General features: G+C 74.8%; 13 protein-coding genes. 4 read left to right on the top strand and 9 right to left on the bottom strand.

Features of this window, described 5'->3' with window-relative positions; all coding sequences use genetic code 11:
- Nucleotides 1-83: 83 nt before the first annotated feature.
- The 3 genes from IF43_RS0125280 (at nucleotide 84) to IF43_RS0125270 (ending at nucleotide 3,150) form a co-directional block, all read left to right on the top strand.
- Nucleotides 84-953 (top strand): ribokinase, encoded by an 870-nt coding sequence (locus IF43_RS0125280; RefSeq protein ID WP_051796106.1) that lies wholly within the window; start codon nucleotides 84-86, stop codon nucleotides 951-953.
- A complete protein-coding gene (locus IF43_RS0125275; RefSeq protein WP_030204812.1) occupies nucleotides 950-2,164 on the top strand; it encodes a CaiB/BaiF CoA-transferase family protein in 1,215 nt (404 codons plus the stop codon). Before IF43_RS0125280 ends, IF43_RS0125275 begins: the two co-directional genes overlap by 4 nt.
- A gap of 83 nt (nucleotides 2,165-2,247) precedes the next feature.
- Nucleotides 2,248-3,150, top strand: coding sequence for a CoA ester lyase (locus IF43_RS0125270; RefSeq protein ID WP_199922781.1), 903 nt, complete (start codon nucleotides 2,248-2,250; stop codon nucleotides 3,148-3,150).
- Nucleotides 3,151-3,192: 42 nt separating this feature from the next.
- Here IF43_RS0125270 and IF43_RS0125265 read toward each other — a convergent pair whose 3' ends face one another.
- Complete coding sequence (locus tag IF43_RS0125265; RefSeq protein ID WP_030204802.1) at nucleotides 3,193-5,166, bottom strand: hypothetical protein; 1,974 nt, start codon at nucleotides 5,164-5,166, stop codon at nucleotides 3,193-3,195.
- A 207-nt stretch (nucleotides 5,167-5,373) separates the two neighbouring features.
- Here IF43_RS0125265 and IF43_RS0125260 point away from each other — a divergent pair, with 207 nt between their 5' ends.
- On the top strand, nucleotides 5,374-5,628 hold the full coding sequence (locus tag IF43_RS0125260) for a hypothetical protein (RefSeq protein WP_030204800.1): 255 nt from the start codon (nucleotides 5,374-5,376) through the stop codon (nucleotides 5,626-5,628).
- Nucleotides 5,629-5,714: 86 nt separating this feature from the next.
- On the opposite strand, the gene lgt is transcribed toward IF43_RS0125260, so the two are convergent.
- The 8 genes from lgt to IF43_RS0125220 form a co-directional block, all read right to left on the bottom strand.
- Complete coding sequence (gene lgt / locus IF43_RS36885; protein WP_051796094.1) at nucleotides 5,715-6,821, bottom strand: prolipoprotein diacylglyceryl transferase; 1,107 nt, start codon at nucleotides 6,819-6,821, stop codon at nucleotides 5,715-5,717.
- A 185-nt stretch (nucleotides 6,822-7,006) separates the two neighbouring features.
- The gene (locus IF43_RS0125250) at nucleotides 7,007-7,789 is read right to left on the bottom strand and encodes a thioredoxin domain-containing protein (protein ID WP_030204795.1); all 783 of its coding nucleotides are present in this window, start codon (nucleotides 7,787-7,789) and stop codon (nucleotides 7,007-7,009) included.
- A gap of 100 nt (nucleotides 7,790-7,889) precedes the next feature.
- Nucleotides 7,890-8,717: a tryptophan synthase subunit alpha gene (trpA, locus tag IF43_RS0125245; protein WP_030204794.1), complete on the bottom strand. Its 828-nt coding sequence runs from the start codon at nucleotides 8,715-8,717 to the stop codon at nucleotides 7,890-7,892.
- Complete coding sequence (gene trpB, locus IF43_RS0125240) at nucleotides 8,714-9,964, bottom strand: tryptophan synthase subunit beta (RefSeq protein WP_030204793.1); 1,251 nt, start codon at nucleotides 9,962-9,964, stop codon at nucleotides 8,714-8,716. Before trpB ends, trpA begins: the two co-directional genes overlap by 4 nt.
- Before the next feature lie 373 nt (nucleotides 9,965-10,337).
- The gene (gene trpM / locus IF43_RS36880) at nucleotides 10,338-10,508 is read right to left on the bottom strand and encodes a tryptophan biosynthesis modulator TrpM (RefSeq protein ID WP_037889997.1); all 171 of its coding nucleotides are present in this window, start codon (nucleotides 10,506-10,508) and stop codon (nucleotides 10,338-10,340) included.
- Between the two features lie 62 nt (nucleotides 10,509-10,570).
- On the bottom strand, nucleotides 10,571-11,380 hold the full coding sequence (trpC, locus tag IF43_RS0125230; protein ID WP_030204792.1) for an indole-3-glycerol phosphate synthase TrpC: 810 nt from the start codon (nucleotides 11,378-11,380) through the stop codon (nucleotides 10,571-10,573).
- A 133-nt stretch (nucleotides 11,381-11,513) separates the two neighbouring features.
- On the bottom strand, nucleotides 11,514-11,957 hold the full coding sequence (locus IF43_RS0125225; RefSeq protein ID WP_063753393.1) for a DUF2752 domain-containing protein: 444 nt from the start codon (nucleotides 11,955-11,957) through the stop codon (nucleotides 11,514-11,516).
- Nucleotides 11,958-12,085: 128 nt separating this feature from the next.
- Nucleotides 12,086-12,316, bottom strand: a complete 231-nt coding sequence (locus tag IF43_RS0125220) for an HGxxPAAW family protein (RefSeq protein ID WP_030204790.1) — start codon at nucleotides 12,314-12,316, stop codon at nucleotides 12,086-12,088.
- Between the last annotated feature and the right edge of the window lie 129 nt (nucleotides 12,317-12,445).

Raw genomic sequence — 12,445 nt, 5'->3', positions numbered from 1 at the left:
ACGACCCGGCGCGGCCAGCGGCTCCCCGCCCCGCGCCCGGAACCCCGGGCCGCCCCGCCGTGGCCGTCCTCGGCAGCACGAACATGGACCTGGTCGCCTACGTCCCCAAGGCCCCTCGGCTCGGCGAGACCGTCACCGGGCGGGAGTTCCGCACCGTCCCCGGCGGCAAGGGGGCCAACCAGGCGGTGGCCGCGGCCCGTTCGGGAGGTGCCGTGACGATGATCGGGGCCGTCGGGGCCGACGGGTTCGGCGTGCGGCTGCGCGCCACCCTCACCGAGGCCGGCATCGACACGGCCGGCCTGCGCACCGTGGAGGGGGCCAGCGGCACCGCGCACATCACCGTCGACGACGAGGGCGGCAACGCGATCGTCGTCATCCCCGGCGCCAACGGCACGGTCACCCGCCTCGAACCCGGCGACGAGGAGCGCATCGCCGCCGCCGGCACCCTGCTGCTCCAGCTCGAACTGCCCATGGCCGGGGTGCTCGCGGGGGCCTGCGCGGCCCGGGCGCACGGCGTACGGACCGTCCTGACGCCCGCACCCGCACAGCCCCTGCCGGCGGAACTCCTCGCCGCCACCGACCTCCTGGTGCCGAACGAGCACGAGGCGGCCGCCCTGACCGGCCTGACCGACCCGCGGCAGGCGCTGGCCGCGCTGCTGCACGAGGTCCCGGAGGCGGTCATCACGCTGGGCGCGGCGGGCTGCCTGTACGGCGCGCGGGGGGCCGAACCGCTCGCGGTGCCGGCGCCGCGGGTGCGGGCGGTGGACACGACGGCGGCGGGCGACACGTTCGTCGGCGCGCTGGCGGTGGCGCTGGGCGAGGGCAGGCCCGTGCCGGAGGCCCTGGGCTGGGCCTGCGCGGCGGCCGCGCTCTCGGTGCAGCGTCCCGGCGCCTCCGCCTCGATGCCGCTGCGGGACGAGATCGCCGCCCTGGCCGCGGAGCACCGGCCGTGACGGGCACCCCCGGCACCGCCGCCCCCGCCGCCCCGCTGGCCGGTCTGCGCGTCCTCGACCTCGCCACGCTCTTCGCCGGACCGCTCGCGGCCACGCTGCTGGGGGACTTCGGCGCCGAGGTCGTCAAGGTCGAGCACCCGCACCGCCCCGACCCCTCCCGCGGCCACGGCCCCGCCAAGGACGGCGTCGGCCTGTGGTGGAAGCTGCTGGGCCGCAACAAGCGCACCGTCACGCTCGACCTCTCCACCCCCGGCGGCCGCGACGTGCTGCTGCGCCTCGCGGCCGGCGCCGACGTCGTGGTCGAGAACTTCCGCCCCGGCACCCTGGAGAAGTGGGGGCTGGGCTGGGACGAGCTGAGCGGCGTCAACCCCGGCCTGGTGCTGGCCCGCGTCACCGGCTTCGGGCAGTTCGGCCCGTACGCCCGCCGCCCCGGCTTCGGCACCCTCGCCGAGGCCATGAGCGGGTTCGCCGCCATCACCGGCGAGCCGGCCGGGCCCCCGACCCTCCCGCCGTTCGGCCTCGCCGACTCGATCGCCGCGCTGACCACCGCGTACGCCGTCATGACGGCACTCGCCGCGCGCACCCGCACCGGCCGCGGCCAGGTGGTCGACCTCGCCATCATCGAGCCGATCCTGACCGTGCTCGGCCCGCACCCGCTCTGGTACGACCAGCTCGGCTACGTCCAGCCGCGGACCGGTAACCGCTCGACCAACAACGCGCCGCGCAACACCTACCGCACCGCCGACGGCCGCTGGCTCGCGGTGTCGACCTCGGCCCAGTCCGTCGCGGAGCGGGTGATGCACCTGGTCGGCCGCCCGGACCTGATCGCCGAGCCCTGGTTCGCGACCGGCACCGGCCGCGCGCAGCACGCCGACGAGCTCGACGAGGCGGTCGGCGGCTGGATCGCCCGCCACAAGTCCGACGAGGTGGTCACCGCCTTCGAGGAGGCCCAGGCGGCGGTGGCCCCGGTGTACGACGTGCGCGACGTGATGGCCGACCCGCAGTTCGCCGCCCTGGACACGGTCACCGAGGTCCAGGACCCCGAACTCGGCCCGATCCGCATGCAGAACGTCCTCTTCCGGCTCTCCGAGACCCCCGGCGGCATCCGCTGGGCCGGCCGCCCGCACGGCGCCGACACCGACGCCGTGCTGGCCGAACTGGGCCTGTCCGCCCCCGAGATCGCCGCCCTGCGCGAGGCGGGCTCCCTGTGACCGTCGACCCGGCGCCGCGCGCCGCCCGCCCGGCCCCGCCGCCCCCGGCCCGGCCGGCCGGCGCCGCCGCCCACCCCACCTGGCTGACCTGGCTGTACGCCCCCGGGGACCGGCCCGAAGTGGTCGCCAAGGCCCTGCTGTCGGGCGCGGACGTCGTGATCGTCGACCTGGAGGACGGGGTGGCCCCCGACCGCAAGCCGTACGCCCGCGAGGCCACGGCCGAGCTGCTCGGCGTACGGCCTCCGGTGCCCGTGCACGTCCGGGTGAACCCGCTCGGCTCCCCCTGGTTCGACGCCGACCTGGCCGCCCTCGGCGCCGCCCGGGGCCTGTCCGGCCTGCGGCTGCCCAAGGTGGTCGACCCGGCCGAGGTCGTCGGGGTCGCCGAGCGCACCGGCGGCACGGCCCTGTACGCACTGCTCGAATCGGCCCTCGGCATCGAGCGGGCGTACGCCATCGCCCGCGCCCACCCCGCCCTGCGCGGGCTCGCGCTCGGCGAGGCGGACCTGCGGGCCGACCTCGGGGTCACGGCGGACGCGGGCCTGGACTGGCCGCGCTCGCGGGTGGTCGTGGCGGCCCGGGCCGCGGGCCTGGCCCCGCCCGCCCAGTCCGTCCACCCCGACCTGCGCGACCTCGACGGCCTCGCGGCCTCCTGCGCCCGCGGCCGGGCGCTCGGCTTCCTCGGCCGGGCCGCGATCCACCCGCGCCAGCTGCCGGTGATCGAGCGGGCGTACCTGCCGACGCCGGCCGAGGTGGCGGCGGCCGAGGAGGTGGTCGCGGTGGGCGCCGCCGGCGGCGCGACCTCGCTGCCCGACGGCCGGTTCGTCGACCCGGCCGTGGTCGCGGGCGCCCGCCGCGTCCTCGCCCTGGCCGCCCGGGGAACGGCCCCGGAGGGTCCGGAGGGTCCTGCGGGTCCTGCGGGTCCTGCGGGTCCTGCGGGTCCTGCGGGTCCTGCGGCCGCGACGCAGGAGGGGGTGGGGCCCGCCTGACGACGGGCCCCACCCCCTCCTGCGCCTGCGCGTCCGCTCGCGTCAGTTGCTGAAGTACATGTACTGCCAGGACGAGAGCGTCGTGGTGTTCACGTAGTCGCCCGAGGCGACGTTGACGTACCCGGTGCGGACCCGGGCGCGGATGCCCGACGTGTTGGGGGCGCCGAACCGGACGGCGACCTTGCCGTCGGCGGCCAGCGCGAAGAACTCCGGGTTCGACGCGTACCAGCGTCCGCCCGAGTAGACCTCCAGCTCGAAGCGCGCCTTGCGCCCCGGGTAGTAGGTCATGGCGCTGGTCGCGACGGGCGAGGTGGTCTTGCGGAACCAGCGGTACGGGACGCCGCCGATGTTCGCCCACTTGTAGTGGCCGCTGAGCGTGGTGGCGACCTTGACCTTCGCCAGCCCGGTCACCGTCACCTTCTTCGGCGCGTAGCGGGCGTCACCGGCGAAGGACGCGACCACGGTGGTGTCCCGGGTCATCGTCAGCTTGACCCCGATGTTGCCCCGGGCGTCCACCAGGGCCCGGTGCACCAGCTTGTTCGGCCGGTCGGGGCCGAAGGGGTCGGCCCACAGCTCGACCGTGCGGTTCTTGTACGTCGTGCCCAGGTGCGCGATGAACCAGACCTGCGCGCCGTACTCGAAGGTCTTGTTGTTGTTGCCGAGGGTCAGCGTGGTCGCGGCCCGCGACACGGCCACCGGGAACGAGGCCTTGGCGGGGGCGTACGCGGCGTCGCCGGCGTAGCCGACCTGGTACGTCACCTTGCCGCCGGCGGGCGGGGTGTCCTTGACCGTGAAGGCGCCCTTCGCGTCCACCTTCACCGGGGCCAGCGCCTTGCCCTGCGGGGACTCCAGGTCGGTGCGGGTGACCGACACCGGCGTCCCGGCGGGCAGCGGCAGGCTCGCACCGATCCTGCCCGTCAGGGTGAGGGCGGCACCGCGCGTCGCCGTGGCCGGGCCGGTGAGGGTGGCCGTGGTGACGTACTGGCGGGGGTCGGTGAGCACCCGCAGCGCGGTGGTCGGGGCGGTCCAGTTGTCGTTCACCGCGAACAGGGTGCTGCCGGCCGGCGCCCAGGCGAGGCCGCGCCGGGCCAGGCCGTACTGGGGGAAGAGCTTGCGCAGGCTGGCTGGCTTGCCGGCGCCCTGGGTGAACACGGCGAGGTCGGGGTTGTCCGAGAAGCCCCCGGTGCCGGCGGCGACGGTGCCGTCGGGCGCGACGGCGACGCTGCTCGGCTGCTCGGCCAGCGGGTAGAAGGCGACCTGCTCGAGGTCGGAGACCCGGTACTCGACGATCCCCTTGGCCGAGCCGGCCACGGCGATGCCGGTGCCGTCCGGGGTGAAGTCGGCGTCGTACCAGAAGCCGCCCTTGTCGTCCTGGACGCTGACGACGGGGGCGGCGCCCGTGGTGTCGTAGACGACGATCGGGCCGGAGCTGATGCCGTGGTCGAGGGCGACGAGCTTGCCGGGCGCCTTGGGGTCGGTGCGCAGCAGCGGCGGGGTGGCGAAGTCGTGCCCGGCCTGCTGGTCGTCGTACGTCGTGGTCACGGGCCCGTCCGGACCGCTCGGGTCGATCGAGCCGAGCCCGGAGCTCCACTGGTCGCCGAAGGAGAACCAGATGCGGCCGTTCTCGCCGGCCGCGACCTGGGAGGGCTCGGTGCCCGCACCGGTCGGGTACGAGGCGGTGACCTCGAGCGTGGCCGTGTCGACGGCCACGACCGAGTCGGCGTAGCGGACGGCCGCGTAGAGCGTGGCCGAGTCGGCGCTCAGCGCGAGGTCGCTGACGCCCCGCAGCCCGGGGACCGTGCCGACGGTCCGGCCGGCGTAGTCGGTGACGAGGATGCCGTCGCCGCTCTTGTCGCCGAGGAAGAGCCGGTGGTGCACGCCGTCGACGACGGTGTCGCTGAAGCCGCTGACGGGCACGTCGGCACGGCTGTCGGCGACGGCCGGACCGGCCGCGAGCACGGCGGAGCCGAGGACGGCCGCGAGGGTGAGCGCGGCCGTGGAGGTGCGCGTACGCACGATGTGGATACCCCCCTGGAAGACCCGCCCGACGGGCGGGTGACACGACACGGCCCGCCACCCGGGGCGCGGCCGCCCGGGCGGGCGGGGCGCGGGTGCACGACCGTGCCCGCAGGCTACGACATCGATTTCCGGCCACGCACAGGGGGCTGCCGGGCCGGGGGAAATGCGTTGCGGCGGCCGGGCCGGGTCCCGGATGCTGGTCCGATGCCGGGACAGGGGAAGCGCAAGCGCAAGCGGGAGCGGGAACGCGCCAGGGCCGAGGCCGCCCGGCCCACCGGGCGCTGGCAGCGGGTCTGGGAGGGGAACTCGGACGCGGAGCTGCGCGCCGTCGTCCGGCGGCTGTACGCCGAGGACCCGGACCTGGCCCCCGACGACCTGCGGATCGACATGCTCTGCGGCCGCCTTGTCAACCCCACGGGCTACGCGGTGAGCCTCTTCGTACCGGACCCGGTGGTCTGACCGGCTCGGCTCGCGGGCTTCGCTCCGGATCCGGAAACGCCGCAGGCCCGCCGGGTGGGCGGGCCTGCGGGGGGAGCCGGGTGGGCTCAGAGCTTCTTGGCCGCGGGTGCGGCGTCCTCCGCCTCGGCGGACGGTGCCCGGTCCGCGTCCGCGGAGTCCTGCGGCTCGTCCTCCGCCGCGGCGTCGGCGTCCGTGGTGTCCGCCTTGGGCCCGTCGGCGTCTGCGTCCGCGTCCTTGGCGTCCGCCGCCTCGGCTGCGGCGTCCGCCCGGTCGGCGCCGTCCTTGTCGGCGTTGTCGGCGTTGTCAGCCTTCGCGTCGGGGGCGTCGGCGGCCGGCTCGGCGGAGCCCTCGCCGTCCGACGAGGGGCCGCGGCCCGGACGGACGTCCGGCTCGACGACCTCCTCGCGGCCCGGCCGCAGCCGCGCCGAGACGACGAAGTAGACGACCGCCAGGACGAAGACCACGATGGCGGTCCACACGTTCAGGCGCAGCCCCAGCACGTGGTGCGCCTCGTCGACGCGCAGGTACTCGGTCCAGACGCGCCCCGCGCAGTACGCCGCCACGTACAGGGCGAAGGCCCGGCCGTGGCCCAGCTTGAAGCGCCGGTCGGCCCAGATCACGAGCAGGGCGACACCGACGCACCACAGCGACTCGTACAGGAACGTCGGGTGGTAGGTGCCGGCGACCCGGTTCGGGCCCTCACTGATCTCCAGCGCCCACGGCACGTCGGTGGCGCGGCCGTACAGCTCCTGGTTGAACCAGTTGCCCCAGCGGCCGATCGCCTGGGCCAGCGCGATGCCGGGCGCGAGCGCGTCGGCCCAGGCCGGCAGCGGGATGCCCCGGCGGCGGCAGCCGATCCAGGCGCCGACGGCGCCGAGGGCGATCGCGCCCCAGATGCCGAGGCCGCCCTCCCAGATCTTGAAGGCGTCGACCCAGTTCTCACCCTCGCTGAAGTACAGCTGGTAGTCGGTGATCACGTGGTACAGACGCCCGCCGACGAGGCCGAAGGGCACGGCCCAGACGGCGATGTCGGCGACCGTGCCCGGCTTTCCGCCGCGCGCGATCCAGCGCTTGTTGCCGAGCCAGACGGCGACGAAGACGCCGATGATGATGCAGAACGCGTAGCCGCGCAGCGGGATCGGTCCGAGGTGGATCACGCCGGTCGACGGGCTGGGGATGAAGGCAAGTTCCATGGCAGGACCGACGGTACCCTGCCGCCCCGTGGCCAGGGCAAGCCGCCCGGCAACGTCCCGGCAAAAGCGCGGGCGCCGGCCCCGGCCGCACATCGCCCGTACGCGGCCCTTTGGGGACGTACGGGCGACCGGAGGGCGACCGGGGGAAGGGAGCGACCTCCGCGGGAGGGGCCGCAGCCGCCGGCTCAGCCCTGGGCGGCCTTCGCCTCCACCAGCTCCTTCAGCTTCTGCGGCGTGACCGGGTTGGCCTGGTCGGCGAAGAGGTCCTTGCCGTTCAGCTGCACGGTCGGGGTCCCGCGGAAGTTGCCGGCCCGGAAGGCGTCGTACGACTTCTTCACCCAGCTGTTGTGCTCGCCGTCCTTCACGCACTGGCGGAACTCGTCCGTGTCGAGCCCGGGCACCCGGCCCGCCAGCTCCAGCAGCTTCGCGGTGCTCGCGTACGCGTCCTGGGTCTCGGGCGGCTGGTTCTGGAAGAGCACGTCGTGGTAGGCGCGGTACTTGCCGGCGTCCTGCGCGCAGGCGGCCGCGTTGGCCGCGTTCAGGGAGCCGCTGCCGCCCATGTTGCCGTCGATCAGCGTCACCAGGTGGTACTCGGCCTTGAGGAGGCCCTTGTCCTCCAGCTGGTGGATCGTGTCGCGGTAGTTGGTCTCGAACGACTTGCAGGCCGGGCAGCGGAAGTCCTCCCAGACCACGAGCGTGGACCTGGCGCCGTCCTTGCCGGTCTGGATGGCGAGCGCGTCCTTGCCGACCGCGCCCGAGGGGGCGACGACGGGGCCGGCCGAGGACGAGCCGTCGTCCTTGCCCGCGTTCGCCGCGATGATCCCGACGACCGCGGCCAGCCCGAGTACGCCGACCACCGCCGAGGCCACGATCAGGGTCCGCCGGCGCTTGTCCCTGGCCCTCTGCCGCTCGCGCTCCTGGGCGAGGCGCTCGCGGGCAGATCGTTTCGCTTCCGAATTCTCGCTCACGTCCAGCGAAACGAACCGGGGAGGCACTCGCGTGCCTCCCCGGTCCCAGTTCCACCCGTACGGGCTAAAAGTCCGCCGTACGGGTCAGTAGCTCCGCTCCCTAGCCGCGGCGGACTCCCACCGCCAGCTCGGCCGCCAGCTCGCGCACCGCCACCAGGCCCGCGGCCTCGTCCGGGGCGTCGAGCATGCGCTTGACGAACGCCGAGCCCACGATCACCCCGTCGGCGAACGAGGCGACCTCCTTGGCCTGCTCGGCGTTGGAGACGCCCAGACCCACGCACACCGGCAGTTCGGTGGTGGCGCGGGTGCGCCGGACCAGGTCCTGGGCCTGCTCGCCGACGGACTCGCGGGTGCCGGTGACCCCCATCAGCGAGGCGGCGTACACGAAGCCGGAACCGGCCCGCGTGATGGTGGCGAGCCGCTCGTCCTTGCTGCTCGGCGCCACGACGAAGACGGTGGCCAGACCGTGCTTCTCGGCGTGCTCGCGCCACAGCGCGGACTCCTGGACCGGCAGGTCGGGCAGGATGCAGCCGGCCCCGCCGGCGGCCGCCAGCTCGGCGGTGAAGCGCTCGACGCCGTAGCGGTCGATGGGGTTCCAGTACGTCATGACCAGGACCGGGGCCCCGGTGGCCGCGTGGGCCTCGCGCACCGTCCGGAACACGTCGGCGATCTTCACGCCGCCGCGCAGGGCGATGTCGTCGGCGGTCTGGATGACCGGGCCGTCGAGGACCGGGTCGGAGTGCGGCAGACCGACCTCGACGACGTCGGCACCACCGGCGATGACGGCCTTGACGGCCTCGATGCCGCCGTCGACGGTCGGGAAACCGGCCGGGAGGTAGGCGATGAGGGCGGCCCGGTCCTCAGACGCGGCCTTGGCGAGCGTGTCGCTCAGCAGCTGGATGCGTCCGGTCTGCTCGTTGGCGCTCACTTGGTCTCCTCCTCGGCGGCCGCGTCGTCGTACAGGCCGAAGTAGCGGGCGGCGGTGTCCATGTCCTTGTCGCCGCGGCCGGACAGGTTGACCACGATCAGACCGTCCTTGCCCAGCTCCTTGCCCAGGTCGAGGGCGCCGGCCAGGGCGTGGGCGCTCTCGATGGCGGGGATGATGCCCTCCGTGCGCGACAGCAGGCGCAGCGCCTGCATGGCCGCGTCGTCGGTGACGGCCCGGTACTCGCCGCGCCCGATGTCCTTGAGGTAGGCGTGCTCGGGGCCGATGCCCGGGTAGTCGAGGCCGGCCGAGATCGAGTACGGCTCGGTGATCTGGCCCTCCTCGTCCTGGAGGACGTAGGAGCGGGAGCCGTGCAGGATGCCCGGCTCGCCGGCGGTGAGGGTGGCGGCGTGCTCGCCGCTCTCCACCCCGTGGCCGGCCGGCTCGAAGCCGACGAGGCGGACGTCGGCGTCCGGTACGAAGGCGTGGAAGAGGCCGATGGCGTTGGAGCCGCCGCCGACGCAGGCCGCGACCGCGTCCGGCAGCCGCCCGGCGCGCTCCAGGATCTGGCGGCGCGCCTCGACGCCGATGACCCGGTGGAAGTCGCGGACCATGGCGGGGAAGGGGTGCGGGCCGGCGACCGTACCGAAGAGGTAGTGGGTCCGGTCGACGTTGGCCACCCAGTCGCGGAACGCCTCGTTGATGGCGTCCTTCAGGGTGCGCGAGCCGGACTTCACGGCGATGACCTCGGCGCCGAGCATGCGCATGCGGGCCACGTTGAGGGCCTGCCGCTGGGTGTCGATCTCACCCATGTAGATGACGCACTCGAGGCCGAACAGGGCGCAGGCGGTGGCGGTGGCGACGCCGTGCTGGCCGGCGCCGGTCTCGGCGATGACACGGGTCTTGCCCATGCGCTTGGTGAGCAGCGCCTGGCCCAGCACGTTGTTGATCTTGTGTGAGCCGGTGTGGTTGAGGTCCTCGCGCTTGAGGAAGATCCGGGCGCCGCCGGCGTGCTCGGCGAAGCGGGGCACCTCGGTGAGGGCGCTCGGCCGGCCGGTGTAGTTGACCATCAGGTCGTTGAGCTCGGCGGCGAAGGCCGGGTCGTTCTTGGCCTTCTCGTACTCGACGGCGACCTCGTCGACGGCGGCGACGAGCGCCTCGGGGATGAACTTGCCGCCGAAGTCTCCGAAGTAACCCTCGGAGTTCGGGACCTGCCCCTGGTGGTCGGGGATGAAGAACTCGCTGGACATGGCCAGTACCAGTACCTCTCGGAAGCAATGGGTGATGTCACCGTATGCGCCGTTCCGCCCGGCCGCCGCGCACCTCGACGGTACGCGCCGTCAGCCGGGTCGCGGGGAGAGCCGTCGTCCGTCCGGGTGCGCGGGTCCGCGACCGGCCGCACGGGTGCGGCCCGGTACCCGCCGTCGGCGGCGCACCGCGCATGGCGGTACGGCGCCGGGGCACGCCGCGCGGGTGGTGCGCGGGAGCTCGGCGGGGCCCGGGGCCCGTGGGGCGGCGGGACGCTGCGGGTGCGGCGGGGCGCGCCGTCCCGGCGGAGCGGTACGGCGGGCGGCCCCGTCCCGGCGGTGCGGGACGGCGGCGGCTGTTACGCGCGGCGCAGCGTCAGGGACGCCATCGCATGCCGTTGACCTGTCCCGGCTCCGAGCCGAGGATGTAGCGGACCCTGCGGCCGAGGACCCGGCGGGCCGGGGCGCGGCAGCCGCGCGGCTTGCAGCCGCGGGCGAGCGGGGCGTGCGGGTCGCGCGCCGGGGCCGCCGCGAGCACGCCGGCCAGCCCCGAGCGGTGGCTCGGGGTGGGGCGGCGGGCGGCGCGGCGGGCGGAGTGCACGGTCGGGGTCAGCTCCTGCCGTGCCGCAGGGCCGGGTGGGCACCGGCCGCGACGAGGTCGGCCACGGCGGACTTGGGGTCGCGGCCGGTCACCAGGGACTCGCCGACGAGCACGGCGTCGGCGCCCTGGTTGGCGTACGCGATGAGGTCGTGCGGGCCGCGGATGCCGGACTCGGCCACCTTGACGACGTGGGCCGGGATCTCGGGCACGACGCGCTCGAAGGTGCCGCGGTCGACCTCGAGGGTCTTGAGGTTGCGGGCGTTCACGCCGATGATCTTGGCGCCGGCGGCCACCGCGCGCTCCACCTCCTCCTCGTCGTGCACCTCGACGAGCGGGGTGAGGCCGATGGACTCGGCCCGCTCGATGAGGGAGACGAGGGCCTCCTGCTCCAGGGCCGCCACGATCAGCAGCGCGAGGTCGGCGCCGTACGCGCGGGCCTCCCACAGCTGGTACGCGGTGACGATGAAGTCCTTGCGCAGGATCGGGATGTCGACCCGGGCGCGGACGGCCTCCAGGTCGGCCAGCGAACCGCCGAAGCGGCGCTGCTCCGTCAGGACGGAGATCACGGCGGCGCCGCCGGCCTCGTAGTCGGCCGCCAGGCCCGCGGGGTCGGCGATCGCGGCCAGCGCGCCCTTGGAGGGGCTGGAGCGCTTGACCTCGCAGATGACCCGCACGCCGTCGCCGCGCAGGGCCGCGACGCCGTCCTTGGCCCGGGGCGCCTTGGCGGCACGCTCCTTGAGCTCGTCGAGGCTCACGCGGGCCTGCCGTTCGGCAAGGTCTTCGCGGACCCCTTCGATGATCTCGTCGAGCACACTCACGCGAGCGGCCCCCTTCCGGGTACGAAGCTGGTCGGGCTGTTCAAGGTCAGCACTGCCATGCTAGCCCGCCATGGGCCGCAGCTTCGCACGGCGTAGGCGCGGTCCCACCACCTGGACATGCGGAATCCGCACCTCAGGGCGCCAGCGCGGCACCGAAGGGCAGGTTCCGGACGACGGAGAAGACCAGGGCCAGGGCCCCCAGGGCCCACCAGTGGACCGGTTTCAGGGCGATCCGCGGGGCCGGCTTCCCCCGGAGGGTGCGGGACAGCCAGACCGCCGTGTAGGCCGCGAAGCAGAAGTAGCCGACCACGGCCATCGCGTTCGCCCCGAGGGCGGTCGGCAGATCGCCGTGGGCGAACGCGTACGCGCTGCGCAGCCCGCCGCACCCGGGGCACAGCACGCCGGTCAGCCGGAAGAGCGGGCAGACGGGGTAGTGGCCGGGCTGGTTCGGGTTGACGGAACCCACGTACGCGAAGGCCGCCGCGGCCCCCGCGAGCAGCGTCAGCGGCACCGCGGCGCGCCGGGCGCGGGGGCCGGGCTCTCGCGCGGGCACGGGCGCGGGCGCGGGCGCGGGCACGGGCGGCGGGGTCGGTGAGGCGTCGTCCACGCCGTGATTGTGCCCGGGTACGCCGGAAGGCGCAGCCCACGCGGGGGCTGCGCCTTCCGGGAGTACGCCGTCGGGGCGCGTACGGCCGACCGGGTCGGTCACGCCTCGGAGCGGGCCTGCGCGACGGAGACGGGGCTCGGCTTCTGGCCCAGGCCCGCGGCGCGCATGGCCATGCCGACGACACCGCCGAGCAGGACGACGCCCATGCCGGCCCAGAAGCCGATCGGCTCGGCCATCACCATGAAGACCGACGCGATGCAGAAACCGATGAAGGCGATGGTGACACCGGTCCAGGCGGCCGGGGTGTGTCCGTGGCTGCTGCCCGCCATGAATTGCTCCTCGTTGCTCTGTCGAACGTGCTGAGTCGAACGCTCGGATGTCATTGTCACGCACGCCGGGCCGGTGCGGTGCGCCGGGGTGGCGATCAGTTGACGGTGGGTTGGGGGGTGGGTGGGGGG

The organism is Streptomyces sp. NRRL S-87 (assembly GCF_000719335.1).
In the GTDB taxonomy this organism is placed as follows: domain Bacteria; phylum Actinomycetota; class Actinomycetes; order Streptomycetales; family Streptomycetaceae; genus Streptomyces.
Note: the sequence above shows the minus strand (reverse complement) of the source record. Positions and strands in the feature narration are given on the sequence as shown.